This window comes from Amphritea sp. (assembly GCF_016744155.1).
Taxonomy (GTDB): domain Bacteria; phylum Pseudomonadota; class Gammaproteobacteria; order Pseudomonadales; family Balneatricaceae; genus Amphritea.
The window spans coordinates 57428-83832 of sequence record NZ_JADGEW010000017.1 but is presented as its reverse complement, the minus strand read 5'-3'; the positions used below and the strand labels follow the sequence as shown (position 1 = coordinate 83832).

Annotated in this window: 23 protein-coding genes; 5 read left to right on the top strand and 18 right to left on the bottom strand. The window is 46.5% G+C overall.

Annotated features, from left to right (window positions below; genetic code table 11):
• Positions 1 to 172: 172 nt before the first annotated feature.
• Together ectB and ectA are read right to left on the bottom strand one after the other, a co-directional pair.
• Entirely contained in the window at positions 173 to 1480 is a 1308-nt protein-coding gene (gene ectB, locus QZZ54_RS13110; protein ID WP_290703141.1) for a diaminobutyrate--2-oxoglutarate transaminase, read from the bottom strand.
• A gap of 54 nt (positions 1481 to 1534) precedes the next feature.
• On the bottom strand, positions 1535 to 2029 hold the full coding sequence (gene ectA, locus QZZ54_RS13105; RefSeq protein WP_290703140.1) for a diaminobutyrate acetyltransferase: 495 nt from the start codon (positions 2027 to 2029) through the stop codon (positions 1535 to 1537).
• 225 nt (positions 2030 to 2254) lie between these two features.
• Here ectA and QZZ54_RS13100 point away from each other — a divergent pair, with 225 nt between their 5' ends.
• A complete protein-coding gene (locus QZZ54_RS13100; protein ID WP_290703139.1) occupies positions 2255 to 2740 on the top strand; it encodes a MarR family transcriptional regulator in 486 nt (161 codons plus the stop codon).
• Positions 2741 to 2780: 40 nt separating this feature from the next.
• On the opposite strand, the gene QZZ54_RS13095 is transcribed toward QZZ54_RS13100, so the two are convergent.
• The 13 genes from QZZ54_RS13095 to QZZ54_RS13035 all read right to left on the bottom strand — a co-directional run bounded on the left by QZZ54_RS13095 (position 2781) and on the right by QZZ54_RS13035 (position 16992).
• Positions 2781 to 3578, bottom strand: a complete 798-nt coding sequence (locus QZZ54_RS13095) for a hypothetical protein (RefSeq protein ID WP_290703138.1) — start codon at positions 3576 to 3578, stop codon at positions 2781 to 2783.
• 288 nt (positions 3579 to 3866) lie between these two features.
• Positions 3867 to 4508: a hypothetical protein gene (locus tag QZZ54_RS13090; protein ID WP_290703137.1), complete on the bottom strand. Its 642-nt coding sequence runs from the start codon at positions 4506 to 4508 to the stop codon at positions 3867 to 3869.
• Positions 4505 to 5071 carry a dCTP deaminase gene (gene dcd / locus QZZ54_RS13085; RefSeq protein ID WP_290703136.1) on the bottom strand — a complete coding sequence of 189 codons (567 nt, stop codon included), beginning with the start codon at positions 5069 to 5071 and terminating at the stop codon, positions 4505 to 4507. The genes QZZ54_RS13090 and dcd overlap by 4 nt, the downstream gene beginning before the upstream one ends.
• Positions 5072 to 5254: 183 nt before the next feature.
• Positions 5255 to 6067, bottom strand: coding sequence for an iron-sulfur cluster carrier protein ApbC (gene apbC / locus QZZ54_RS13080; protein WP_290703135.1), 813 nt, complete (start codon positions 6065 to 6067; stop codon positions 5255 to 5257).
• Positions 6068 to 6216: 149 nt separating this feature from the next.
• Positions 6217 to 6750 (bottom strand): DUF3299 domain-containing protein, encoded by a 534-nt coding sequence (locus tag QZZ54_RS13075; RefSeq protein ID WP_290703134.1) that lies wholly within the window; start codon positions 6748 to 6750, stop codon positions 6217 to 6219.
• Between the two features lie 19 nt (positions 6751 to 6769).
• Positions 6770 to 8029 carry an ABC transporter permease gene (locus QZZ54_RS13070; RefSeq protein ID WP_290703133.1) on the bottom strand — a complete coding sequence of 420 codons (1260 nt, stop codon included), beginning with the start codon at positions 8027 to 8029 and terminating at the stop codon, positions 6770 to 6772.
• The gene (locus tag QZZ54_RS13065) at positions 8026 to 8730 is read right to left on the bottom strand and encodes an ABC transporter ATP-binding protein (RefSeq protein ID WP_290703132.1); all 705 of its coding nucleotides are present in this window, start codon (positions 8728 to 8730) and stop codon (positions 8026 to 8028) included. The genes QZZ54_RS13070 and QZZ54_RS13065 overlap by 4 nt, the downstream gene beginning before the upstream one ends.
• Positions 8731 to 8750: 20 nt before the next feature.
• Positions 8751 to 9332 carry a DUF2796 domain-containing protein gene (locus tag QZZ54_RS13060; protein WP_290703131.1) on the bottom strand — a complete coding sequence of 194 codons (582 nt, stop codon included), beginning with the start codon at positions 9330 to 9332 and terminating at the stop codon, positions 8751 to 8753.
• Positions 9333 to 9559: 227 nt separating this feature from the next.
• Positions 9560 to 9790 carry a phosphatase gene (locus QZZ54_RS13055; protein ID WP_290703130.1) on the bottom strand — a complete coding sequence of 77 codons (231 nt, stop codon included), beginning with the start codon at positions 9788 to 9790 and terminating at the stop codon, positions 9560 to 9562.
• 23 nt (positions 9791 to 9813) lie between these two features.
• Positions 9814 to 10710, bottom strand: a complete 897-nt coding sequence (ppk2, locus tag QZZ54_RS13050; protein WP_290703129.1) for a polyphosphate kinase 2 — start codon at positions 10708 to 10710, stop codon at positions 9814 to 9816.
• 187 nt (positions 10711 to 10897) lie between these two features.
• Positions 10898 to 14356: an acyl-[ACP]--phospholipid O-acyltransferase gene (locus tag QZZ54_RS13045; protein ID WP_290703128.1), complete on the bottom strand. Its 3459-nt coding sequence runs from the start codon at positions 14354 to 14356 to the stop codon at positions 10898 to 10900.
• A gap of 218 nt (positions 14357 to 14574) precedes the next feature.
• Positions 14575 to 15669, bottom strand: coding sequence for a tRNA (uridine(54)-C5)-methyltransferase TrmA (gene trmA, locus QZZ54_RS13040; RefSeq protein ID WP_290703127.1), 1095 nt, complete (start codon positions 15667 to 15669; stop codon positions 14575 to 14577).
• A gap of 72 nt (positions 15670 to 15741) precedes the next feature.
• Entirely contained in the window at positions 15742 to 16992 is a 1251-nt protein-coding gene (locus QZZ54_RS13035) for an HDOD domain-containing protein (protein ID WP_290703126.1), read from the bottom strand.
• Positions 16993 to 17307: 315 nt separating this feature from the next.
• Between QZZ54_RS13035 and metG the strand changes: the two genes are divergently transcribed.
• From metG to QZZ54_RS13020, 3 genes are all read left to right on the top strand, one after another.
• Positions 17308 to 19353: a methionine--tRNA ligase gene (gene metG / locus QZZ54_RS13030; protein WP_290703125.1), complete on the top strand. Its 2046-nt coding sequence runs from the start codon at positions 17308 to 17310 to the stop codon at positions 19351 to 19353.
• Positions 19354 to 19551: 198 nt separating this feature from the next.
• On the top strand, positions 19552 to 20016 hold the full coding sequence (locus QZZ54_RS13025) for a CYTH domain-containing protein (protein ID WP_290703124.1): 465 nt from the start codon (positions 19552 to 19554) through the stop codon (positions 20014 to 20016).
• 4 nt (positions 20017 to 20020) lie between these two features.
• The gene (locus tag QZZ54_RS13020; RefSeq protein WP_290703123.1) at positions 20021 to 21004 is read left to right on the top strand and encodes a serine/threonine protein kinase; all 984 of its coding nucleotides are present in this window, start codon (positions 20021 to 20023) and stop codon (positions 21002 to 21004) included.
• Between the two features lie 338 nt (positions 21005 to 21342).
• Here QZZ54_RS13020 and QZZ54_RS13015 read toward each other — a convergent pair whose 3' ends face one another.
• Complete coding sequence (locus QZZ54_RS13015) at positions 21343 to 21897, bottom strand: DUF1285 domain-containing protein (protein ID WP_290703122.1); 555 nt, start codon at positions 21895 to 21897, stop codon at positions 21343 to 21345.
• Between the two features lie 204 nt (positions 21898 to 22101).
• On the opposite strand from QZZ54_RS13015, the gene QZZ54_RS13010 reads away from it, so the two are divergent.
• Entirely contained in the window at positions 22102 to 23073 is a 972-nt protein-coding gene (locus tag QZZ54_RS13010; RefSeq protein ID WP_290703121.1) for a hypothetical protein, read from the top strand.
• Between the two features lie 254 nt (positions 23074 to 23327).
• Here the strand turns inward: QZZ54_RS13010 and QZZ54_RS13005 are convergent, their stop codons facing one another.
• Together QZZ54_RS13005 and QZZ54_RS13000 are read right to left on the bottom strand one after the other, a co-directional pair.
• Positions 23328 to 24593: an HlyD family type I secretion periplasmic adaptor subunit gene (locus tag QZZ54_RS13005; protein WP_290703120.1), complete on the bottom strand. Its 1266-nt coding sequence runs from the start codon at positions 24591 to 24593 to the stop codon at positions 23328 to 23330.
• A gap of 72 nt (positions 24594 to 24665) precedes the next feature.
• Positions 24666 to 26360, bottom strand: coding sequence for an ATP-binding cassette domain-containing protein (locus tag QZZ54_RS13000; protein ID WP_290703119.1), 1695 nt, complete (start codon positions 26358 to 26360; stop codon positions 24666 to 24668).
• Positions 26361 to 26405: the final 45 nt, after the last annotated feature.

Sequence of the window (26405 nt, the reverse complement as noted above, 5' to 3'; positions counted from 1 at the left end):
TGGATCAATAAGCTCTGATCAGCTTTCAATCGATAGGGCCGCGAGCGGGACATCACCCTGACAAACCCGGAACCACTCACACAATAGAGCCGATAATTCCCGCCCTGTAGCCTCTGGGGAAGCAACACCCGCTCTCCTCGCCAGATATGTATCAGGCCCTTCTGCGGCATATTTAGCTGGCCAGACTAACCGGATCAAAGTACTTTTTCTGTACCGGAATACTGTCTTCCTTGGCACAAACTTCGCGAATAGCATTCTCGAGAATATCGATGCCTGCAGCGAGGTTTTCCATACTGATAATCAGAGGACAAAGCAGCTTTACTACCTGATCATCTGCACCGCTGGTTTCTATCATCAATCCATTCTGGAAAGCTCGGGTGGTAATCTTGTCTGCCAGCTCACCACTAACACAGTTAATACCCTGGAACATACCGCGACCACGGGCGGAGAAGTTGCCATCGCCGTACTCTTCAACGAACTTGTCCAGACGCTCTTTTATGTAACGTCCTTTACGCAGAACTTCTTGGGAAAATTTATCATCAGACCAGTAGTAATCAATCGCAGCTTTAGCCGTCACAAAGGCAAAATTGTTACCACGAAAAGTACCGTTATGCTCACCCGGCTTCCACTGGTCCAGCTCCGGTCGAAATAGAACAACGGCAAAGGGCAGTCCATATCCGCCAAGTGATTTCGATAAAGTGACGATGTCGGGTTTAATACCGGACTCTTCAAAACTGAAATAGGTGCCGGTTCGACCACATCCAGCCTGGATATCATCAACAATCAGAAGGACGTCATGTTTTTTGCATACCATATCAAGGCTTTTCAGCCATTCAATACTCGCAACGTTAATACCACCCTCACCCTGAACCGTTTCAACAATCACAGCCGCAGGCTTATCAATGCCACTACTGGAATCCGTCAATACTTTATCCAGATAAACCGTGGTATCGATATCATCCCCCAGATAACCGTCATAAGGCATCCGGCTAACCCCACTCAGACTAACACCGGCGGCACCACGGTGATGAGAGTTACCAGTAGCAGCCAGTGCACCCATGGTGACGCCATGGAAACCATTCGTGAAACTGATGATATTTTCACGGCCAGTTATATTACGTGCCAGCTTAAAAGCAGCCTCAACCGCATTTGTGCCGGTAGGGCCAGTAAACTGCATCACATAATCAAGATCCCGAGGCTTAAGAATTTTTTCATTGAACGCTTCAAGAAACTCACCCTTAGCTTTGGTATGCAGATCCAATCCGTGCGTAATTCCATCGCTATGGATATATTCCAACAGCTTTTCTTTAAACAGCGGATTGTTGTGCCCATAGTTCAGCGTTCCAGCACCAGCCAGAAAATCAAGATAGCGGGTACCGTCTTCGTCATAGAGGCATTCGGCCTGCGCCTTATTAAAAATACGTGGAAACGAACGGGCATAGGACTGAACTTCTGATTCAATCTGCTCAAAAATTTTCATAGCGATACTCTTAGTAATTTTTCAAAAATTATTTTGTATTGCACTTCGAAGGATTTAGCGAAGCAAAGGACCGATGCGAGCCAGAAATTCTGAATCGTGCTTATCATTGAAATGATCTGCTCGATTAAATATCAGGGAGCGTTCGAGAGTGGTGTCACGATCTTTAGCCAAACGGTTAAAGAGTGCCCATGAGGCGCTGTTTTCAGCTGTGATAGTGGTCTCTATATGGGAAACCAGAACATTATCTTTTCGTTCGATCAAGACATGAAGCATTTTGCTTGCAAGCCCCTGCCCACGAGCTTTTGAAGCGATAGCTACTTGCCATATAAACAACGTAGATGTTGATTGAGGCTTATGATATCCACTGATAAAACCAACAACATCACCATCGTATTCGGCAACAATAGACGTGTCTGAAAAGTGGCTGCACTGTAACAAATTGCAATAGCAGGAGTTGCTGTCTAACTCGGGAGTTTCACTAATAAGCTTGTTAACGGGGTAACCATCTTCGGCACCAGGTTTGCGTAATGTTACGCTTGCGATATCCATTGACCCTCAAATATTTAGAATTACATTTATTTAGCTTTACTATTCAATTTGCCACTATAACACATAGAAAATAGAGATAAATGACTCATTTATAAGAAATATAGACAATAAAGCTGGGGTTATTAGTTTGTAACACGAACCAATAAACTAATTAGATCCTAATTTCATAGAAAAATCAGTTAGATATCCGTAGAATAACGAATCAAACTTCAGACAGGATTAACCATGGAAAACAGCCAGCAGGCTCTGGTATTGCTACGCCAGATTATCCGTTCTACCGACATGCAGGATAAGGAGATCAGCCGGAGTACCGGCGTCACTCCGCCGCAGCTGATGGTGATGAAGACACTACGCGAACACACTCAACTAACTACCGGAGAACTGGCGAAAGAGATGGTTCTGACTCAAGCGACAGTCACCAGCATTCTTGACCGTCTGGAGAAAAAAGAGTTGGTTTTGCGTGAGCGAGGTAAAGACGACAAACGCAAAGTATGGGTTAGTCTGACGGATAAAGGGATGATACTGATGAAAGGTGCCCCAACATCGCAGCAGGATATTTTTGTGCGGAACTTTGAAGATATGCAGAACTGGGAGCAATCGATGGTTGTATCCAGTCTAGAGCGCATCGCATTCATGCTTAACGCACAACATCTGGACGCCGCCCCTCTGCTAGATATCGGGGAGCTAAACCGGGCACAGCAGGAGGAATAGAAAGAAGTTGGCGCGCACGATCAGCAACGCCAATTGAAACTTAGTGAATTATTGGCGCAGAAGCATCTTCAGGCAGAAGTGGATGGCCGCTACTATCACTACCTAACAACCCCTGCTCTACCGCCAATTCGAGCAACTGCGATATGATCATCTGCGTCAGATGAGCACTAATAATCATTCCTGCAGGCGCGTCACCGTCGAACAGTTCCTGATCAACTATATCGTCTGCCCGCAGACCTAGCAGCAATGGATTTTCAGCCACCAGTGGTGCAATGTCATCCGGCGCAAATAGCGTGTGCTCAGCAGCAACCTGAAGCGCTAAAGCATAGGCGTTCGGCTGCTCCACTGAAAGCAGCTCAAGATAGGCTGACTCAGCCCCATTCAGAAGTCGTGTCAGATGACTGATCCCCCGTGCAGTAAGATGCTCACGAGCTGTCTCTGAATCACTATAATCCACTTCAGTCGCGCTGGGCTCAGGAAGTGCCAGCTCTTCAGCCTCAAGCACCAACCGACCTTCATTATCCAAGGTCAACCAGTTACGCTCCAAAGCCACATCAATCAACCCTTCCATCATTGCCGCCGCAATGTTGGCACTGATAATCATGCCAACACTTGGGTTTTCCCGCTCTTTATCTGAAGCAATAAGATCACCCCCGCGAGCAGCTAACAGTGTCGAATCTTCAGCAACGACGGGCGCCAATTTATCTGCGCTCAGGTAAAGTCGTTCATTGCAGATTTTCTCAGCGGCCGTATAAGGAAAACGCCCGTTGTCTCGTTCCACCTGAGCCAGGTAGTCAGCTCTTACCTGTTCAATCAATGTCGTTAGTATCTGACTCATAACTATCTCCACGCTGAAGCGCAACTCATTCCATATAACTTTAGCTGATTTACCCTGAAATCCGCCAATACCTAACTAATAGATAACCTATACTAATGTTTGAACAATCTCAGCCGAAGCAGTAAATAGAGGCGGAAATCTTCAAAACGGGCATAGATTCCAAACCTCTGGTAAGACATACAATAAGAGGAAAGGCCATGTTTAGTCAGATATTCTTGTGCATCTACACAGGCGAAGATGACGATGAGGGTAGCATCTATATTCTGTCTGATAACTGAAACAGTCTTCTCAGTGATAGGTTAGTCCGATCGGGCTAATTTGATGTCGTTGCTGATCAAAACAGTTTCTCAGCTCCGATAGGGGCTGCAAGACAAAATCTATCGGGTCTACCGGCAGAGCATACCAGTCCAGGGTGGTCACCCGGGTCATAAGGTCGTATTCGCCGATTAAAGCATCCAGATAGATCATTACCGCTTCGATACGCGGTTCCATATCCAGGGAGTCTGGCAGGTCGTGCATATAGATATCAAGATGATAACGACCGTCTTCAATGCGATAGCCAAACCAAAACTCTTCCAGTTCAAACTGCTCATCCCCGAAATTAACCGTTGCCGGCACCGGATCATAGCGATGATTAAAAGCAACGAAGCTGATACCACCAATATCTGGGGCAGCACCTACCAGACTCAAAACTGAACTAATAGACTCAGGATAACCGTCACAACCAAATATCATCTCAACACCACCCTCACCCTCATCCCGTTCGAAATGAAAAGTCAGGTTGGTATCGATACTCCTCAGGCTTTTGCTGTATTCGAGTAACAGAGATTCATCATCGAACTGGTTTTCTGACTCGCTGGTCAGCAACTTATCGATTGTTTGCTCTACCTGCTGCCAGAAACTGAGAATTTTTTTACGAGCTTCTATCATGTGCGAGGAACAACCACTCCGGTTTGTCCCTGATATTTTCCATCACGGTCTTTATAGGAAGTTTCACACACTTCATCAGCTCCCAGGAAAAGCATCTGAGCAACACCTTCATTGGCATATATTTTCGCCGGTAACGGCGTCGTGTTGGAAAATTCCAATGTCACATGCCCTTCCCACTCTGGCTCAAGAGGCGTCACATTGACGATTATGCCACAGCGAGCATAGGTACTCTTACCCAGGCAAATAGTCAGTACGTCACGGGGAATACGGAAATACTCAACAGTACGAGCTAAAGCAAAAGAATTTGGCGGGATGATACAAACATCGGACTTAACATCAACAAAACTCCCGTCGTCGAAATTTTTAGGATCAACTATCGAGGAGTTTATGTTGGTGAAGATCTTGAATTCATTGGCACAACGAACATCATAACCATAACTGGATGTACCATAGGAAATCAGCTTCTCATCGCCTCGATGACGCACCTGACCCGGCTCAAACGGTTCGATCATGCCCTTTTCAATTGAAGTACGGCGAATCCAGCTGTCTGATTTGATACCCATCTTTTCAGTTCCAGTTTAATGTTGTTTTTTGCGGTCGCACATAATATCTTTTTTGCCAATAAAAAGCCGCATTTTTACAAAAAAAATGCGGCTTCAGGTAACGATAATAAGGAAGACATGAACAAGCTCTTTAGCCCTGGCATGACCACTACCTACAGACAGATTTGACTTACCCTCAACCTGCTAGTCCTGGCTGATAGAAATATTCGGCATCGCAGACTTTGTTCCACCAGCCTGTTTCAGCGTTTCAGCCAACTGTCGCGCTATTGAACGATAAATCCCAGATTCCGTACCCTGAGGGTCAGCCACCAGCGTTGGCTTACCACTGTCTACCGCTTCGCGAATCGCCAGCTTAAGCGGCAGCTGCCCCACTAAAGGAGCTTCATAGGTCTTGGACAACTCCTCACCACCACCGCTACCAAAAATAGCTTCCGAATGGCCGCAATTGCTACAAATATGCACACTCATATTTTCAACAATACCCAACACCGGAATATCGACCTTACGGAACATTTCAATCCCTTTGCGGGCATCCAACAAAGCAATATCCTGAGGCGTCGTAACAATCACTGCACCACTTACCGGCACCTTCTGTGAAATCGTCAGCTGTATATCACCGGTACCCGGCGGCATATCAACAAACAGATAGTCCAAATCACTCCAATGAGTCTGCGTGATCAACTGCTGCAGCGCTCCGCTGGCCATAGGCCCACGCCAGACCATCGGCTGAGTATCATCAATCAGAAAGGCGATCGACATCACCTCCAGACCATGGGCGATAACCGGCATCATGCCATTCTCACCATAGGGTTCAGGCCTGGTTGCCTGAGCAACACCCAACATCGCCCCCATACTCGGACCATAAATATCAGCATCCAGAACCCCGACGCGGTAACCTTCAGCAGCCATAGCCAGTGCTAGATTGACCGTCGTAGTAGATTTACCCACACCCCCTTTACCGGATGCGACCGCAACAATGTTCTTAATATTTTGCATCTGAATAACACCTTAGCCTGTAGCTCATTTATGCAGTATAACGAATAAAAACAATAACCAACCATTCTAGTAGGGTATTATGCACAAAACCTAACCGCTTCGCTATCTTAAACAGAATTCAAATCACAACAAATTGGAATATCAGTCACTTACTTCTCATAAGGCTCAATCTTAAACGCCTCAACTTTATACCCCGCAGCTCCTAAGTCATTTGACACTCTATCTACACTGAGTTTGCCAGTAATCCAAATGGCATCATAAAGATTTTCCACGTTGGTACCGGGCTCAAAGGTTACATACAGCATTTGATTAGAGGGAGGTGGTGGAACATGAATACAGGCGCCAAAATAAGGTACTAAGAAAAACTCTGTGACCTTCAAGCCCTCTTCCACCAATGGCACCACAAAACCCGGGATACGGATCATCCTTCCATCCATCTCTTGCACTACAGGTGCCGAGCTTAAGGCCTCCATCATAGCTTCAAGTTTTATTTCAGCCATGGGATCATAATCATCCAGTGAACTAAACTGGCTGGTATCAAATATCGTTTCCGGATAATAATCCGCAGGCATCAGAATATCCCAGTCGATCTCTTCAACTGTTTCTCCATTTACAGTTTCACCATAAACAGGGATAAAGCCTGTCACTATCAGAATCAAAACAAGAGACAATAAATTTTTCATAACACCCTTTATATAAAGATTACAAACGCACCGTCATCCCATCATAAACACTATAACGGTATGCTCTGTAGCCCGGCACCAAACCGCAAAAAAATCCTGAAATCAAAACAATAGCAAGTAGTTTCAGCTCGTAGCCACCAGGCGCGCCCAACTCCAGAAAAAGACCAAAATGGCTCTCCAGCAAAGGTAGAAAGGCGCCCAGCCCGCCATAAAGTAAAACCATTCCCAGAATAATTCCACATAGGGTCAAACCACCTGTTTCAATCACTAACAACAGAAAGACCTGCCAGGGTCGAACACCGATTGATCTCAAAATTGCCATCTCCCGACGCCGCTCATTTAAACTGGTTAACAACACCGTTAACATGCCAAATAGACCGGTTGCCACCACAAAGCCAGAGATAATCAATAGAATATTTTCTACAATACCGATCACTCCCCACAACTCCTGTAATGCAACTCCAGGTAAAATAGCCTGCAGCGCTTCTTGTCGATAGTTATTGATACTGCGTTGTAGCTGAAAAGTTGCCATTTTTGACTTCAGTCCGACCAAAACTGCTGTAATTTCTCTGGGTTCCAACTCACGTTCAGAAAGTGCCTGATTGCCGCCTGACCCTGGAATAAATACGCCAGACTTCCAATCGATATGGATGGCCTCAATCGCTGACAGACTAACATGCAGGGTACGGTCAAGCAGCGTTCCTGTTGGCTTAAGAACTCCTACCACAGTAAACGGCTGATCTTGATGTTTACTGAAACTGGTATTTCCAGTGCCATGACTAATGATAACTTTCTGGCCTAGTTGATAACCTAGCTTATCCGCAACTTCTGCGCCGAGCACCACATCATGCAAAGCTTCAAATTTATTTCCATCACGGAAAACCAATGGGTGATTACGGCCGTAGTGATAATGCTTAAAATAGTCCCCGGTGGTGCCTAGCACCCGATAACCATGGTGGGAATCCCCCAGTGACATTGGGATCGTCCAGTCGACGTTCTTCTGCGCAGCTATATTCTGATAGCTTTTCCAACTAATATTATTCGTCGCGTTGCCGATTCGAAAGACTGAATATAGCAGCAATTGCAACGATCCAGAGCGAGCACCTACAATCAGATCAGTACCAGCAATAGTGCTACTAAAACTACCCTTAGCCTCCGTTCTTATTTTCTCTACGCCCAACAAAAGAGCCACACTCACGGCGATTGAGATCATTGTCATAAGCGCAGTCGTACGTCTGTTATACAGACTTCGAAACGCCAACATCAGAACGGTATTCATATGAATATCTCTGCAGAATTAATGTCGTTTAAAGAAACAACCCGACTGAAATACTGTTCCAGCGTATGATCATGGCTGACAAAAATCAGCGTACTATCTGATTGATCGCACTCACTAATCAGGAGATTCAGAAAAGCATTTCGAGCGTCTGTATCCAGAGCAGAAGTCGGCTCGTCTGCAATCACCAATTCGGGACTACCAATTAGCGCCCTGGCTGCCGCAACCCGCTGTTGCTGGCCAATACTGAGCTTCGTTACTTCACTTGTCAGCAAATAATCATCTACTAAGCCCAAGTGATTCAACAGCTGCTTAGCCGCATCTTCCAGTCCCCCGTACCTTTCGATCGCCCGAACCCTTCGTAATTTGGAAAACCGGCAGGGTAGCATCACGTTTTCTATCACTGAGAGATAAGGCAATAAATTAAACTGCTGAAAGATATAACCAATATGATCAGACCTAAAACGGTCACGCCAGCCACTGCCATAGTGATTAATAACATTCCCTAATACACAGATTCTGCCCTCTTGCGGCGTTTGAATGCCGCCTATAAGGTTCAGCAATGAGCTTTTGCCGCTACCAGAAGGACCTTTTAAAAAAACCCGTTCACCAAGGTTAATTCTCAATGAAGGAATATCGATAACAGGGCGATCATTTTGCCAACCAAACCTGACCTTCTCTAATTCAATTATTGGAGGTGTCATCTTTCCCACTCACTAAAGCGCTATAAATTTACCCAGCGATTATCAGCATTCAACTCTTGATAGTTCTGACCTGCCGGGCTTATAGACTGTACTACCAAATGTTTCATCAGTGGATAAGTCTGAAACAGCTCTAGAGAGAAGCCACGTAGAGCTTTCGGGTTCTGACAATGGAACTGGTAGGACAATTCAAAATCGCTATGACTTGTTCCTTCATGCTCATCTCCATGCTCATGCTCATGCTCATGCTCATGCTCATGACCACTCTCAGAGCTATGACTATCTGTACCCAGCAGTGAAGAGTCCACATCTACCAAAACTAACTGGCAAACAGCTTCTTCAGATAAAAGAATAAAGTCTTCTGGTGTCTTTAGTTTAGAAACCGCTGCCACCAAAGCCTGTTTCTGTTGATCTGTTTCAGCCGCATATTCAAAGCCAAGGATGTTAGCAGCAGGGGTTTTAAGCTCAATACCTAGCTCCTTTCCTTCCAAAACAACATTCATACTCGCCTTACCATGCACATGACTTTCCAGCTGACGTTCAAAGCCTTCCGCAGTGACAATTTGAGCTGTTAGCAACAACAGCATTCCACTTAAAAACCTCATCAACCCTCTCTCCAGCAGTAATAGAAAATCAAATGTTACAATATAACATATCATTTATATAGAAAATTCTATTACTTTGTGAAAAGTTCCAGATGTAAAAGCATGAAACAAATAAAGCAACACCGAAAGGTAAATGATTCTATAGAACCAGTATTCGCAAAAAACATTCTTTAGCCACACACAAAAAAACCGCCCGAAGGCGGTTTTCTGTCATGCAGGGCTAACACTTAACCCCTATCAAAAAACTCAGCAAAGTGACGAATATCATGGGCCAATTGATCAACCTTATTCGCCGCCTTTTCCATCTCATCAAAGACAGCAGCACTAATTGCAGATTCAATTAGCAAGGAGAGCTCATCGAAATGATTTTCACCTATCACCTCTACGGTTTCAGCTGGCAACTTCGCCTTAAAAGTATTAACCACGTTCACAGCATGTGCGTTTTGTTTAACTGTCATTACTTTATTTCCTCAACGATATATCAGGAATTAACGATTAACTTTTGACTAGTGCCCTGATCACCAGCAGCACCTAGAATCAGTGGATCTGGCACTAGATCAAGATCTGGGTTTTTATTCGGGTACGGCACCTGATTGAGCAGGAAACGCATAGCATTTAGTCGCGCCCGCTTTTTATCATTTGATTTAATAACAGTCCATGGCGCATCTGCAGTATTTGTGTAGAAGAACATTGACTCTTTAGCTTCTGTGTAAGCGTCCCATTTATCCAATGACGCCAGATCGATCGGCGATAGTTTCCATTGCTTCAATGGATCAACACGGCGCGCCTGGAAACGACGAAACTGTTCATCGCGACTTACTGAGAACCAAAATTTACACAGACGAATACCACTACGGGCTAACATCCGCTCCAATTCAGGGGTCTGACGCATAAACTCGAGATATTCAGAAGGGGAACAAAAACCCATAACCTTTTCAACACCGGCACGGTTGTACCATGAACGGTCAAAAAGGACGATTTCACCTGCCGTAGGCAGATGATTAATATAACGTTGAAAGTACCACTGACCCTTTTCCTGCTCTGAAGGTTTTTCCAGTGCGACAACTCTGGCTCCCCGAGGATTAAGATGTTCCATCATCCGCTTGATCGTGCCCCCTTTACCGGCAGCATCGCGACCTTCACAAAGAATAACGATCTTTTCTCCACTTTCCCGTACCCAATTTTGCATCTTCAGCAGCTCAATCTGAAGTAGCTTTTTAGTACGCTCATATTCTTTACGGGAAATTTTATCGTCGTACGGATAGTCGCTGTTTTCGAAATCTTGATCCATGCCCTGATCGAGCAATGCTGAAGGCGTTTTAGCTGTATTTTCCGGCGCTTCAGATGGTAATTGTGTATCGGCTTGCTTCAGGGTCATAGGCCTCTCCTAGTGGGTGAGATAATTTGAGTTAAGTGAATTCTTAATTCAAATTATGCGCCTGAGAGACCTAAAAAACCTGACACAGATCAATTTTACTACTAAAAACCCGAAACTTATTTGCACTATTTCTTAGCCGAACTAAACTCGAGAACATTTTCTGCAAAAACAGGCAAATCCACACCCTTTAGCTTTTCCCGGTTAAGCGCTCTGCAATCGAACGCGCCTCTGGGTAGTTTGTTTTACCGCTACCTAGTAGTGGAATAGTGTCAACCCGAAACACCTGTGTTGGCAGCATCAAGGGAGCTATTCCCTGGGCCATTAGATAGCTACGGAAACTTTCCGGGTCAATATCCGCATCAACAAGTAACACAACCTTCTCACCCTTTTTCTCATCCGGTAGATTAATCGCTACCAGACCGGCCTCTTCGCCCTGAAGGTATTGCCGAATCTCCAGCTCAACAGCTCCCAGACTCACCATCTCCCCCCCAAGCTTTGCAAAACGGGAATAGCGATCAATGATAGTCAGAAACCCGTCTTCATCCAGATGCCCTTTATCACCACTCTTATACCAGCGCAGGCCATCCATCTCGACAATCACGGAAGCGGTTTTCTCCGCATTATTCAGGTAACCCTGCATTATCTGAGTACCACCTATCAGAATCAGCCCGTCCTGCCCTGTGGGTAACTCTTCCAGGCTGTCAGGATCAACAATGCGAAACGTTGATCCTGGCAATGATAACCCCACAGTTCCCTTTCGGGTTCCCTCCTGTAAAAACCAGCCATCTACAGACAGGTAGTCAGGTAGATTAACACTTGCCACAGGCGTCGTTTCTGTAGAGCCATACCCTTCAACAACAGGCACTCTGAAACGACTCTCGAAGGCTCCCTGAACAACAGGATCCAATCGCTCCGCACCCGCAACAACAACCCTTAACGATTCAAACATTAATGGATGAAGCTTTCTGCTACGCGTATAAAGACGCAGAAAGGTGGAGGTAGCACAGATCATCGTGGCTCGATATTTCGCAACACCCTTGCCAATATTCAGCGCGTCTGTAGGGTCCGGATGGCATACAACAGGCAAACCTTCAATCAACGGCATGAAACAGGTTACCGTCAGACCAAATGCATGAAACAGTGGCAGCGTCGCCATAATACAGTCATCTTCACGCACGTTAAGTACATCGGCAATCTGTCTGAGGTTAGCTTGAATATTACGATGACTCAGCATCACTCCTTTAGGCGCTCCTTCACTCCCGGAGGAGAACAAAATTGCCGCCGTATCTTCAAGTTTGCTTCCGGCTCCAAGCCACCATTGCAAGAAAAAACCAGGCAACAGGCTTATCAGCATCATCGTAGAGAGCGCTTCAGCTTTACCCAGTTTCGCCTTCACATCCTCCATATAGATTACCTGCCGACCTTTAAATAAAGGCTCAGGATCAATACCACGAGCTTTCAGCTTGGTAACAAACTTATGCGCGGTAAGAATTGTCTCAACCTCTGCCTGTTCCAGAGCAGCCAGCTGAGATGATTCACTGGCTGTGAAATTCAAATTAACCAGTGTCCGGCCCGCAAACAGGCCTGCCAGGTTTGCAATAGCTCCGGCCGTAGAGGTCGGTAGCAACAAGCCCAATCGCTGACCAGGTGTCTTTTTCAAACGACGACTAAAGAGCACAACAGCGGTTAATAGACGGCGATAACTCAGCGGCTCTCCCTGAACATCAGCAATTGCCATATCAGACATCGCACTCTTTGCTGTGCTGATAAAACTCTGCGGCAATGTCTGAAGTGATGCGGTATAACGCTCCCAGGTATGGATAGACAGTTCAGCGACCTTCTTTTTAACTTCACTGGCACTGCTGTTTATCGGCATCGGCTGACCATAAGCAACGATCACATCCCGCTTAAGCCCCCCACCGCGAATAGCTTTCATCTTATCGGTCGAGCGTGAAAAGTGACTCCCCCACAATCCACGCAGATAGAACGGCACAATGACGCCTTCAGCCTTTTCGCAGGCCCGCTCAAAACCTTTTTTAAACTCACCAATCTGACCTGTATGACTAATCGCACCTTCGGGAAACAGACAGACAACATGACCTGCGCTAATCAAATCACCCACTTGCTGTAACGCTTCACGGCTTTTACCTGCAGAGATAGGTATTACCCGATACATCGACATAAACCATTTCAGATACCAGCGTTCGTAGATAGACCGCTCCATCACAAAATGGATGTGTCGTGGACAAGCCATCTGAATCATCGCCCAGTCAAGCCAGCTGATATGATTACCCAGTAATAGAACTCCCTGACCGCTGCGGGGCAAGTTTTCGAAACCCAACACCTGTAGGTTGTACTTTCGCTTCATCAGCGCTGCTACCAACACTCTAACCAATGCCTGAGGCAGTGTACGTATCGCAAAGATCGCCCCGACAATACCCAACCCTGCCAACATCCATAGTAGCCATAGCCCGTCTATACCTGCCCAGGCAAACAACACAGTGATTAACAGAAAGCTAAGCATCGCGATATTCTGGATAAAATTGCTGCCCGCCAGCACCTTACCGGTTTGATTGCTCCCCGCATTAAATTGAATCATCGCCTGCAACGGCACGTTCAGCAGTGCTCCGCTAAGACCAATCAGGAAAAACACACCACCTTGATAAAACACCGATGAGACCTGAGGAAGCAGAATTAACCCTAAAGCCACACCCACAGCGCCCAGTGGAATCAAACCTATATTGATATAGTGGGATGACCAGCGACCGGCCAGCACGGAGCCTATCATGATGCCGACACCCGCTAACGCCATAGTGCCCTGAATAACAAAAGTGTTATGAACGCCGTAGTGGGCTTCTGCCACCGCTGGAAATACTGCAAGCATCACCTGGCTCACTGACCAAAACAGAGACACACCGATGATTGACAGCCAGATAGTGCGGGTATGGTAGATAGATGACAGATTCTGAACCAAGGTTTTACCGGTTCGATAGGCTTTCCAATCGTAAATAACCTCATGATTCGTTTCACGGGTTTTCGGCAACCGGTAGGCCAAAACTAACTCAATTAAGGATCCGGCAATCAGCAACCAACCCAGCGGTGCAATTTGCTGCAGACTCTGTTCGGGTGTCAGTTGAAAGGCGCCCTCCACTCGGATCTCAAACAGCAAAGAAAACACTGCAATACCCGACAGGATAGCCACCATAGTCACGGCCTGAACCCACCCGTTGCCCTCGGTGATGTTATCTTCGCCCACCAGCTCACGGATATAGCCATACTTGGCCGGCGAATAAAATGCACTTTGCAGGGCCAGTACAAACGTCAGCGCGAAAGCTACTATAAACCAGCCCTGAAAATAACTGAGTGTTATAAGTCCAGTTGCAGCAACCGCAGCCCAGGCAGAAAACTTCATCACCCGGTTCTTCGGGTATTTATCCGCCAGGAACCCGGCCGGAGTGAACAGCATAATAAAAGGCAGCAGGATCAAGCCGTTCACAACCGCAGTCAGAAGAATCTGCAGGTCGCCGTCGTAGGCTTTAAAAAGGGTGTTTTGAATAATGATCTTGTGGCCAAGATCAACAAAGGCATTAATAAAGGCGATGGAGATAAACGCCAGAAAACCACTGATACGAAGAAGTGCTGACATCCTTACTCTCCCTGATAGAACGAAATGACGACTGAGTTTACCGGCTGCATTACAACCATCCCCTGAATAATCATATTGAGCATGATACTGCCTCCTACTTAGATGATGGGAGAAGTATCAATTTATTCAAATCAGTTCGCTACCCAAGCCTTTCGGGTATCATATATCGATACCTTTAGTACAAAAACACCCTTAAGCCAGCGTCCAACGCACCCAGGCTATTTGCGTGTCAGATAAACGCCACATTCCAAATGATGGGTATAAGGGAACTGATCAAAGATCGCAAAACGCTGCAAAGAGTGAGTCTGCGTCAGTTGTTTAAGGTTATCCTGTAAAGTATCAGGATTACATGAGACATAGACAATATTGTCATATTCAGCGACCTGCTTAACCGTTTCATCATCCAGACCACTGCGAGGCGGATCCACCAGCACGGTGCTGAAGTTGTAACTACTCAGGTCGACTTCGCTCTGCTTCAGACGACGGAACTCCCTGACACCCTGCAGCGCCTGAGAAAACTCCTCACTAGACATCCGCAGGATTTTTACATTATCTACCTGATTGGCTTCTATATTGTATTGGGCAGCATAAACTGAGACCTTAGCAATCTCTGTGGCGATCACTCGCTCAAAGTTTTGCGCCAAAGCCATAGTGAAATTACCATTGCCACAATAGAGCTCCACCAGATCTCCACCAGCATTTTCAGTAACGTCCTGCGCCCATTCCAGCATCTGCACACAGACACCGCCATTGGGTTGCGTAAAACTGTTCTCTACCTGCTTGTAGATAAGTTCACGGCCAGCGACTGACATCTTTTCAACAGCAAAATCCTGATCTAATACAATCTTTGTTTTACGGCTGCGCCCAATAAAGTGAATACCAAAGTGTTGTTTCAGTTTTTTGGCTTCTTCAGTCCAGTCCTCGTCCAGGGGCTTATGGTAGAGCAGGCTGATAATCAGCTCACCACTGAGGGTACTCAGAAAATCAACCTGAAACAGACGACGACGCAACAGCTCATTAGGACGGAGATAATCCAGCAACCTAAACATCACCTGTTGGATCGGCTCTGAGACCATAGGACAGGTCTCCAATCGCGTGTGCTGATGCTTGTCACCCGGTTTAAACATCACATAGTAGAGATCGTCACCTTCATGCCAGACACGAAACTCAGCGCGCAAACGATAGGCGGTTCGTTCCGATTCAAACAGTTCTATCGGGGGGAGATTAAACTCAGCGAACTGCTGTTCGATATTCGTTTTCTTATCATTTAGCTGAATATCATACTGGGATGGATCAACAACAGGCAGCGCCATTTAAACCTCGAATCTGAAGAAAGAAAACCGGGGGCGCATTCTAACAGCCAACACCTCCGACTCCAATAGCCCTTAAAAACCTTTGGCCACACCCGAGTAGAGCTGTGAGGCATATTCTTCAGACATCTGCTGCCAGCGGCCTAGCTTATTTTGTAATCCCAGACGATTGATATAAGTATGACTGATGGAACTGCAAATTCGACACTCATTTACATTAACCACATCTGGCAATATGGCATCTGCCAGATGAACAGCCGTCAGCGGGGTAAACTTTTCACCGGCAGTTGCATTGGGGTTAGAGTGATACAGCACCGCCTCAACCACTTCAGGCGGTAGATTCCAAAGACCCAGCATATAGGCACCAACTTCCATATGATTGACGCCCAGCCTAAGCTTTTCAATAGCATATAGAGGGTGTTCAAGCTGAGATGATTCCTGCATAACTTTGGTGTAATGCTCAGCTTCCCGGGTAGCAATGACGAGCATCCCGATATCTTGTAACAAAGCCGCCAAAAAGGCTTTATCCGCAATCTCCGGACTGACCTTATAGTCGCGACAGATTGCTCTGGCAAAGCGCCCGACAACCAAACAGCGATCAAAAAGGTGTTCAAAGGAAAAGCCCACCCACTTTTCATCCTGCGGAAAGTGATCAAATAAGCGCGACACCAGAAAAAGATCCCGGATCTGTCTGATACCCAAAATAACAACGGCATCTTTAATCTTGAATACTCGACTACTCAGAGCAAAAAATGCGGAGTTAACCAGCTGTAAAATTTTAGCACTCATCGCCGGGTCTTTTTCGATGATGGCGGCAATCTCTGAGGCGCCAGTTACATCAGAAGCTAGAGACTCATTCAACTCCGAATAGACATGAGGCAGAGAAGGTAGTCGTTGTACCGCACCAACATATTCCCTGACAGCTGGTTTATTAATTGAATGCAGCAATCGTAAACTTTGGCCAACCTCTTGAAAAAGCTCTGTGATACCTGAGGAGAACTGCAGAGATCGATGGCATAGCTCAGACGCCTTGGCGATCTGGTATGACTGCAGCCCATCATTCAACATAATCCGGATCACTCCGGGATGTTGAGCAACAACATCACGCAGACAACGGAATCGCATTGCGAAATAATCAGGACTCAGATGCACAACGATTACGTTGAACTCCTGCTCCCCCATCATCTGCAGCGCTTGCTCTGGCCTTTTCGCCTGTTTAATCGTCAATTTAGGCTTTATTTCAGCCGGCACATTATCCAGATCAGCCAGCGGCTCACCGAGCCAAAGAACGGCAATACGGTCTTCCTTAAGAATATATTCGAACATCACCTCTCCATTGCTGCCTGAAATAGCTCCATCTAAACCGTACAACGCATTTTACGGGTTACTTTATTATTCTTTTCTCACTCAAGACTTAGTTTCTCAAAAGACGAGTTATGCAGTCGTTATTTCCAACGTTCCATCTAAGTATATAGGCTAGTTTCAAGTGCTTACCAATAACCTCTACTCAGTATAGGTAGATTATTCAATCTCGCACCATTATAAATAAGCCTCAAAAAGATCCTTGAGGTGTACTGTATTTCCATGCATTTAAGAGTAAAATTGCGCGCTTATCTCTGTAACCTAGACCTGCTCTGAATCATGACTGACAAACAACGTAAGATTCTTGTAACCAGCGCTCTGCCTTATGCCAACGGTCCGATACACCTGGGCCATCTGGTTGAATATATTCAGACTGATATCTGGGTTCGTTTCCAGAACCAGCGTGGCAACCACTGTACCTATGTCTGTGCTGACGACGCACATGGAACCCCGATCATGCTTAAGGCGGATCAGATGGGTACTTCTCCCCAGGCTCTGATCGAACAGGTCAGCCAGGAGCATCAGCGTGACTTCGCAGGATTTATGGTGGGTTTTGATAATTACTACTCTACCCACTCAGAAGAGAACAAACATTTCGCATCACTGATCTATACCCGCTTGCGCGACGCTGGACACATTTCCAAAAAGACCATCACTCAGGCCTACGACCCTGAAAAAGAGATGTTCCTTCCGGATCGATTCGTTAAAGGCGACTGTCCAAAGTGCGGCGCCCAAGACCAATATGGCGATTCCTGTGAATCTTGTGGTGCAACCTATAGCCCCGTTGAGCTAAAAAATGCTTACTCGGCGGTATCCGGCGCCAAGCCTATTGAGAAAGAATCTGAGCACTACTTCTTTAAGCTGGGTAACTTCGAACAGTTCCTGCGACATTGGGTCGATAACCATGTTCAGGAACAGATGGTTCATAAGCTGAACGAATGGTTTGAATCCGGCCTGCAAAACTGGGATATCTCCCGTGACGCACCTTACTGGGGCTTTGAAATCCCTGACGCTCCGGGCAAATACTTCTACGTATGGCTGGACGCACCTATTGGCTATATCGCCAGTTTCAAAAACTGGTGCGATAAAAATGCAGTCGACTTTGATGAGTACTGGAACGAATCATCCGATACCGAGCTGTATCATTTCATTGGTAAGGATATTGCGTATTTCCATACCCTGTTCTGGCCTGCGATGCTCGAAGGAGCCGGTTTCCGCAAGCCTAACGGTGTATTCTGCCACGGTTTCCTAACCGTCAATGGCCAGAAGATGTCCAAGTCCCGTGGTACCTTTATCATGGCAGAAACTTATCTGAAGCACCTGCGTCCGGAATACCTGCGTTACTACTTTGCAGCAAAACTCGGCTCTGGCATCGATGACATCGACCTGAGCATGGATGATTTCCGCATGCGGGTAAACGCCGATCTGGTGAACAAAGTTGTCAACATCGCTTCCCGCTGTGCTGGCTTCATTAAGAAGAAGTTTGACGGCCAGCTGAGTGGCCAATTGGTTGAGCAAGCACTATACGACGAAGCTGTCGCGCTAGCTGAACCTATCGCTGCCGCCTATGAAGCCCGTGAATACGGTAAAGCGATGCGTGAAATCATGCATCTTGCAGATAAGGCAAATCAATATATTGATGCAGCTGAGCCTTGGGTACTCGCCAAGCAGGAAGGAAAAGAGCAGGAAGTACAAGATTGCTGCACCATGGGCATCAACCTATTCCGGGTCATTATTTCCTATCTCGCTCCGGTACTCCCGCAAGTCGCTGAAGAAACCGCTACCTTCCTGAACATTGAAGGTTTCGCCTGGGATGCCATTCAGCAACCACTGCTTGATCACAAGATCAACAAGTTCAAACCTCTGATGCAACGTGTTGATGAAGACAAAGTAAATGCAATGATTGAAGACAGCAAGGCAACGCTGGAAGCGATCGCCGCTGCTACGCCTGCTGCACCAGTCGCTCATAAAACGGAATTGGAGAAGAACCCGGTAGCCGAAGAGATAACCTTTGATGATTTTGCCAAAGTTGACCTGCGGGTTGCCCGCATCGCCAAAGCGGAACATGTCAAAGGGGCTGATAAGCTACTGCAATTGACGCTGGATCTGGGTGACGATACCTGTAATGTGTTCGCCGGTATTAAATCAGCCTATAACCCTGAAGATCTGGAAGGTAAGTTAACTGTTATGGTGGCAAACCTGGCTCCCCGAAAGATGAAGTTCGGTATGTCAGAAGGAATGGTCCTGGCAGCAGGCCCAGGCGGTAAAGATCTGTGGATTTTGGAACCCCATGCGGGGGCACAACCCGGCATGCGGATCATGTAAGAGCGCCCTTGGTATCGGATTACTGCGTTGCAGATTAATTTCTGATTGCTCATGTACAACAGTGCACTGCGCTTCATAAATCAATCTGCGCCTTGTATTCCAACACCAATGGCTACTCTTAAAGTTATCTTTAATGGTTTGTCTTAGTTATCTTGAAAGGCACTTTGTGAGTGCCTTTTTTTATTGAGGAACCGAAATATGGCACAGGAAATCGAGCGCAAGTTTCTGGTAGACCTGGATAAGCTCCAACTACCGGAGCAGGGGCTTACCATCTGCCAGGGTTACATCCCCACGGCGGACAAAACTGCGGTTAGAGTTCGTATCATGGGTGAAAAAGCGTTTCTCACGCTGAAAGGAGAAAACCGTGGTGCGGTTCGTACAGAGTTCGAATACGAAATCCCTACAACTGATGCCCAACAGATGCTTAAAGAACTATGCAAAGGACCGGTAGTCGACAAAATCCGTTATCTGATCACCCATCAAAAACACCTATGGGAACTGGATATCTTCTCGGGAGACAACCAGGGTCTGGTGGTTGCCGAAGTCGAACTGGATGCTGAAGATGAACAATTAGATCTGCCAGAATGGATTACCGAAGAGGTCACAAGTGATCCACGCTATTTCAATTCCAACCTGCTTAGCCACCCTTTCAAAAACTGGTAACCTGATGAGCATTGCCCACCCGTTCGAAAACCTAACCCCCAGCTTTATTCAGGATGCCATTGAAAGCCTGGGATACCTCTGTGACGGACGGGTCTTTGGTCTGAATAGCTATGAAAACCGCGTCTATCAGGTAGGTATCGAAGAGAGCGAACCGCTGATTGCCAAGTTCTATCGCCCGGCTCGCTGGAGCAAAGAGCAAATCATTGAAGAGCATGAGTTTTGTTTTGAACTCTTAGAACAAGAATTACCGGTTGTTGCACCACTGATACTGGAGGGCGAGAGCTTGTTCACTTATGGCGAGTTTATGTTTGCTCTGTTCCCCCGCAAGGGAGGACACGCGCCAGAGTTAGATAATATGGATAACCTCTTCACGCTGGGACGTATGTTAGGCCGCATTCACCAGATAGGCGCCAGTCGCCCTTTCCTTCATCGCCCCGTCATCAGCATTACCAACTATGGTCATGAAAGCGCCAAGCTGATCAGCGAGCAATTTATCCCCGCTGAATTGAAAACTTCTTACGATACACTCACTGCCGATCTGCTCAGACTAATGGAACAACACTGGGAAGTTTGTGAACCGCTCAACCGAATCAGGGTCCATGGGGACTGCCATATAGGCAACATGCTCTGGCGGGATGACGCGCCTCACTTTGTCGATTTTGATGATGCCCGTATGGCACCGGCGATTCAGGATATCTGGATGCTACTCTCTGGAGAAAGAGAGAGCCAGCAGGCCCAACTACTGGAAATCATAGAAGGCTACAGCGAGTTTTGTGATTTTAATCCAGCCCAGCTCAGGCTAACAGAAACATTGCGCACACTTCGAATCATGAACTATGCGGCCTGGGTTGCACGACGCTGGGAAGACCCCGCCTTCCCTCACAACTTCCCATGGTTTAACACCGTACGGTATTGGAGCGACCATATTCTTGAATTAAGAGAACAGCTGTTCGCCCTCCAAGAACCATCGTTGCAGCTTTATAATTAAGAGCCATTGCTCGTTGTTCGTTGTTCGTTGTTCGTTGTTCGTTGTTCGTTGTTCGTTGTTCGTTGTTCGTTGTTCGTTGTTCGTTGTTCGTTGTTCGTTGTTCGTTGTTCGTTGTCCAGAATTATCAGCCCTGCACAACCAACACAACAACCGCCTTACTCAAAAAGCTTTCCGTAGCTCATATAGAAGGCTTTTATCGAGCAACGAGTTAGTCACGTTCTTTGTGACGGTCGAACTACGAGCTACGGCTCTTAAAAAAGTCACGCCCTTTGAGACGTTCGAGCTACGAACAACGGCTCTTATACGTTCAAGCTACGGCTTTTAAAGCGATCTAGTCACTAACCTAGTTTGAACCACTCCCCACTACTTTGAATCCAAAACTCACCGCTTCGCTCTTCTGCTAATTCTGCCAGTTGATAAAAGACGTTTCGACTCAGACGCCCTTCCATACCATAGCGCACCATCAGATAGGGCGAAGGCTCACCACTCTCTGGATCAGTTTCTATTCGTAGCGGCAGCTCTTCTGAAGCAACAACGGTATCTTCTGTAGAGGAGGTAAAAACCAATTCCTGCCCATTATCCCCTTGTCGAACATCTAACCCAGTAAAGAAGAAAGGAACATCCTCAACCTGTATCCCCACCTTTTCAACCGGGGTCACTAAAAAATAGCTATCGCCTTCGCGCCACAAAATAGAAGAAAACAAGGTTACCATCGCCGGCCTTTTTATCTCCCCACCTTCATGGATCCAGCGACCATCGCGGGTAATCTGTATATCCAGATCACCGGAGAAGTCAGACTTCCAAAGGTGTACTGGGGGAATCCTGCGCTCTTCTGTCTGATCATTTCCCAGCTGTTGTTGGATTGATTTAAGATCCAGTTTTTTATCGCTCACGGAGACTCCTTACTCGTACTTTACATTCTTATCTATATTGTATTTCAGCTGACATTAAATCGGCTCATACTAACTACAAAAAATTTCAGCATATAACTTAAACACATGAAAGGGATTCATTGTTAGAATAGTTAGCTATTAAAGAACAACATTAGCCGTCATACATCAGACGCGATATAGACCTTCTAGGTTACGGATACCAAAATGAGTGATTCAAAGCTGAAACAGAAATTCGCCGACCCAAAGCGCGGCGTCTATTTTATTGGTACTACACCACCAAAATCTTCTGTTTCTATGGAACAGCTATCTAACATTGGTAACAAACTATTAGAGCGTCTTGAACAGATCGATTATGACGGCGTAATCGTCTATGACATCCAGGATGAGAGCAGTCGAATCGATAAGCCTCGCCCTTTCCCTTTTATGAACACCCACGATCCTCGTGACTATTCAGCTATTTTGCGTGAAAAGTCTGGCCGCCCCGTCATTACCTACAAAAGCGTTTCCCAGCGCAATAGAGACGACTTCAACGACTGGCTAGACAAAGCTTGGAGCCCTCACGGCGTCCGCGATCTGGTGCTAGTAGGCAGCCCCTCATCCGATGGCAATATCAAACTGACTCTGCCCCAAGCGTATGAAGCGATGCGTGAGCACAGCCTCAACTTTAACATGGGCGGCGTTACTATTGCAGAGCGTCACGCCAGTAAAGGCAATGAACACCTGCGCCTGCTGGAAAAAAGCGCACAAGGGTGTGAATTCTTTATTTCACAGGCGGTATATAACCCACAGGCAACTATCGACTTGCTAAGCTCCTATGCCCGGGAGTGCAAAGAGCGAGGTTTAGAACCTAAGCGAATTATCCTTACCTTTACGCCTTGCGGTAGCGCAAAAACGCTTGAGTTTATGGAGTGGCTTGGCATTTCAGTGCCTCAGGCAACCCGACACCGCATACTAGATGCTCATAATCCACTAGGTGAGTCGGTGCGGATCTGTCGTAATACACTGGATCAGATCCTCGAAGCTTGTGGCGGCCTGGGAATTCCATTGGGGTTGAATATTGAGAGTCTGACCAATCGCAAAGAGGAGATCGACGCTGCAATTCGTCTCTATAAGCTACTCAAGGCAACACTGGATCTAAACCTGGCAGAGCAGGAGCTCAACCAAGCTACTGAATAACCTGCCAAAAAAAAGCTCGCTATTGCGGGCTTTATTCATCTGGCAGTGGGATTTTAGCAGCTTCAGCCTGAAGCACTTTCAGCTTCTCTGTCGCACGTATCACATGCAGCTTTAGATTTTTCGCTAAGGGTTTAATAATCAATAACCAGCAAATATACTACGACTACAGCGCAATGCTTTCGCAGTAAAAAACTATCTACATACGTATCTTTTCAATTTTTTAGCTCGAGCAATAAAATAGTCACTATCGAATTTTATGGCTCACTAAAGGCATTTGACATCCCTTGAGTGAATGGCTCAAGAAAATACGCCAATACACTGCGGTTACCTGTATATACCGCCACTGAAACCATCACTCCAGGCACTAGAGGGTATATACTTTTCTCTAGTTTAAAATAGGACTCATCAGGTGAAATTTTAACTTGATAATAGGGCTCTTCACCCCGCTCAACGATCGAGTCCGGACTGATCTGTACCACTCTGCCATTAACTGCTTGAAAGCCACGTGCCGTTGCTGACATCAACTGAATACGGGCAACTTGCCCGGTTTTTATCAGGCCTACATCCCCTACAGGCAGACGTGCTTCAATCAATAAGGCATCGTCACCAGGTACTAAGCTTAAAATTGCACCACCCGGTGCCACCACTCCCCCTTGAGTTACCACATGCAGGGTCAGTACTGTTCCATCTATAGGTGAACGTACAATCGTACGCTGCTGGTTATCTTGATACTTACCGATTCGACTTTGAAATTCATTCAACTGTTTACGTGCGGTTTCCATCTCCGCTTGCATCTTCTCATCATCCGCAAACGACAATGTACTTAACCCGATACGGGCTTCACTTTCAGCCGCCTGAGAACGGGTAATGGACGCAACTAATTCACTGAGCGATCCGAGTACAGACTGCTCCTCTTTGAGCAGGTTTAGGTTGTCGTATTCGTTAACAATACCATCCGCACGCAACTTGTCGTTGATTGCTATCTGCTGCCGGAGGATACCCAACTTTCGTTTGAGGTACTTTTTACGCGCGAGCAGTTCTTTGCTTTCGGATTGTTTCTGAATCAGCCGCTGTTCATGGGATTCAACCCCTCCCTGTAAGCGACTTTTCTGGGCTTGGAACAGTTTACCCGCCACTGATGCCTGTTCTGGATACGCCGCAAGAAGCGCAGCAGGAACCACCAATCGCTCGGCATTATCAATCTGAGCCTTCAAGCGAATCATTTTAATCTCTAACGCACCAATCGCTGACTGAATTTCATGTAATTCGGCATCAGAGCCAACACTTTCCATCTCTATCAAAGGATCACCAACGGCCACCCGTGCGCCTTCATTAACCAAAATACTGCGTACAATCCCCCCTTCCAAATGCTGTACTAGTTTAGTCTGCCCCGCCACAACCACTTCACCGATAGAATGACTGGCGATATCAATTTTGAAAAACGTCGCCCAAACCACGAAGCTCACAATTAAACCGGCAATAATGCGAAACATAATCCGACTTCGATATACCTCATTCATACTGAACCTATCCGCTGACTCGCTTTTTGATTTATAACGACACACAAACTAAAACTACTAGCCCAAACACAATTAAGCATCCACTTGCTCAATTTGACTGACAACATCATTTTCAGCACTCTGTGCCATAACTATACGCGGTACAGGCTTCACGCCTAAATCAATCGCCACCTGTGCGGCTTTGATCATAAAGGGCTCATTGCTCATTACGATGATGGTTTTTCCAGCTTTTACCTGTTGATTCAAAACTGCAGCAATCGCCGCACAACCCTCTTCATCAACCCCTTCAGTCGGATCATCTAGCACCACTAACTGGCCATTACCGACCAAGGCACGTACCAATGCCAAACGTGTTCTGATACCCACCGGAATTAATGCACCGGCGTTATTAATCACCCGACTTAAACCTTCAGGACTACCCTCAACATAGTTACTCAGGGCCAATTCACGACAGAGTTGCAATAATGTTTCTTCGGTTACCTCAGGAAGCAGTACAGATAAATTTTCTTTTAAGGTGCCATCAAAAAAAGTAGGTTCTTGTGGCAGATAAACAATCTGCCGCCGCCACCATTCTGGCTGAGCCTGACGAATATCCATGCCATCGATCAAAATCCGTCCCCGGCTAGGCTCTAATAAGCCGACTAATAAGCGTGCTAATGTTGTTTTACCCGCACCATTAGGCCCGGTCACAACCACGACTCCCCCGGCACTAACCGGCACTGAAAATCGTTCGAACAGCGGCGTTGGCTGACCATCATAAGCGAACGATAAATCATCTAATTGCAGCTCACCTTTCAAGGCTGGCAAGGTTACTCCATCACTACGCTCACGGGGTAGACCATCGAGTTGCGCTAACAGCCCCAGCGCCCGTTTGCCTCGATTCAGACTATCGGACATCTGTAACACCCGATTTACATTCGCGAGCGCGCGGCTGGCCAGAATATTAGCGCCTATCAACATGCCTACGTCCAAGCCACCAACAAATACTTCCCGTGCGCCTAAACCCATCATTAGCACACTCATTAACATAGTACTGGAGTGCGTTAAGTTCTGCGCAACACTCTGAATGCCCATTAAGACCCGGCGCATCGATGAGCTTTCCTGGCGATTTTTATCCCAGCCTTCGCGTAACGGTCGGTCCGCCTGAAATGCTTTCATTAATTCAGTACCACCGGCGAACGAGGAGTTGTAACTCGCAGCCTGCAGAGATTGTTGCTGCTGTAGTTCAGTGTGGCCCTCACTTAACTTATGGGAAATTAATGAAACTACCACCACTGAGAGGATCAGCAGCACAGCAACAAAGCAGAGCCAAGGGCTCAAAAAATACAGCACCAACAGAAATAACGCGGCAAATGGGGCATCCATAAGGCCTGCCAAATTCTGCGCACCAAAACACTGCTGAATAACATTAAGGCTGTTCAAAGCTTCACGCCGAGTATTTACCGCGATCGTTTCAAGGGCGCTAAATTCACTTTTTGTGAGCGAATCCAGTGCTTGATTTGCCAACTCATCGTCCGCGCGATTGCAGAGCCAATCATTTTGTTTAAGGCGCACATGCCGCAATGCAAACTCAAAACCGATAGCGATTAGGGCACCAAAGGTCAGGGTAATCAAGGTCGCGTCGATACCTAATGACAGATAGCGATTTAACACCTGAATACTGTATAACGATGAGGCCAATGCCAAAAAGTTAATGAAAAATGAACAGGCCGTCAGTTCGATAGCCAGGCTTGGGTATGCCCGTAAGCGTTGCCAAAATACGTCCACTAAATCCTCACAGGGATACGATTGATAACTAGGTATCAACGAATT

Excerpts from the sequence above, each read along its gene's own strand:
- QZZ54_RS13090 (WP_290703137.1), bottom strand. The coding sequence starts at position 4,508 with ATGATAGAAGCTCGTAAAAAAATTCTCAGTTTCTGGCAGCAGGTAGAG.
- QZZ54_RS13035 (WP_290703126.1), bottom strand. The coding sequence starts at position 16,992 with ATGTTCGAATATATTCTTAAGGAAGACCGTATTGCCGTTCTTTGGCTC.
- QZZ54_RS13100 (WP_290703139.1), top strand. The coding sequence starts at position 2,255 with ATGGAAAACAGCCAGCAGGCTCTGGTATTGCTACGCCAGATTATCCGT.
- QZZ54_RS13060 (WP_290703131.1), bottom strand. The coding sequence starts at position 9,332 with ATGAGGTTTTTAAGTGGAATGCTGTTGTTGCTAACAGCTCAAATTGTC.
- ppk2 (WP_290703129.1), bottom strand. The coding sequence starts at position 10,710 with ATGACCCTGAAGCAAGCCGATACACAATTACCATCTGAAGCGCCGGAA.
- QZZ54_RS13095 (WP_290703138.1), bottom strand. The coding sequence starts at position 3,578 with ATGAGTCAGATACTAACGACATTGATTGAACAGGTAAGAGCTGACTAC.
- ectB (WP_290703141.1), bottom strand. The coding sequence starts at position 1,480 with ATGAAAATTTTTGAGCAGATTGAATCAGAAGTTCAGTCCTATGCCCGT.
- QZZ54_RS13020 (WP_290703123.1), top strand. The coding sequence starts at position 20,021 with ATGAGCATTGCCCACCCGTTCGAAAACCTAACCCCCAGCTTTATTCAG.
- trmA (WP_290703127.1), bottom strand. The coding sequence starts at position 15,669 with ATGGCGCTGCCTGTTGTTGATCCATCCCAGTATGATATTCAGCTAAAT.
- QZZ54_RS13055 (WP_290703130.1), bottom strand. The coding sequence starts at position 9,790 with ATGACAGTTAAACAAAACGCACATGCTGTGAACGTGGTTAATACTTTT.
- QZZ54_RS13005 (WP_290703120.1), bottom strand. The coding sequence starts at position 24,593 with ATGAATGAGGTATATCGAAGTCGGATTATGTTTCGCATTATTGCCGGT.
- QZZ54_RS13045 (WP_290703128.1), bottom strand. The coding sequence starts at position 14,356 with ATGTCAGCACTTCTTCGTATCAGTGGTTTTCTGGCGTTTATCTCCATC.
- apbC (WP_290703135.1), bottom strand. The coding sequence starts at position 6,067 with ATGCAAAATATTAAGAACATTGTTGCGGTCGCATCCGGTAAAGGGGGT.
- QZZ54_RS13010 (WP_290703121.1), top strand. The coding sequence starts at position 22,102 with ATGAGTGATTCAAAGCTGAAACAGAAATTCGCCGACCCAAAGCGCGGC.
- QZZ54_RS13070 (WP_290703133.1), bottom strand. The coding sequence starts at position 8,029 with ATGAATACCGTTCTGATGTTGGCGTTTCGAAGTCTGTATAACAGACGT.
- ectA (WP_290703140.1), bottom strand. The coding sequence starts at position 2,029 with ATGGATATCGCAAGCGTAACATTACGCAAACCTGGTGCCGAAGATGGT.
- QZZ54_RS13025 (WP_290703124.1), top strand. The coding sequence starts at position 19,552 with ATGGCACAGGAAATCGAGCGCAAGTTTCTGGTAGACCTGGATAAGCTC.
- dcd (WP_290703136.1), bottom strand. The coding sequence starts at position 5,071 with ATGGGTATCAAATCAGACAGCTGGATTCGCCGTACTTCAATTGAAAAG.
- QZZ54_RS13065 (WP_290703132.1), bottom strand. The coding sequence starts at position 8,730 with ATGACACCTCCAATAATTGAATTAGAGAAGGTCAGGTTTGGTTGGCAA.
- metG (WP_290703125.1), top strand. The coding sequence starts at position 17,308 with ATGACTGACAAACAACGTAAGATTCTTGTAACCAGCGCTCTGCCTTAT.
- QZZ54_RS13075 (WP_290703134.1), bottom strand. The coding sequence starts at position 6,750 with ATGAAAAATTTATTGTCTCTTGTTTTGATTCTGATAGTGACAGGCTTT.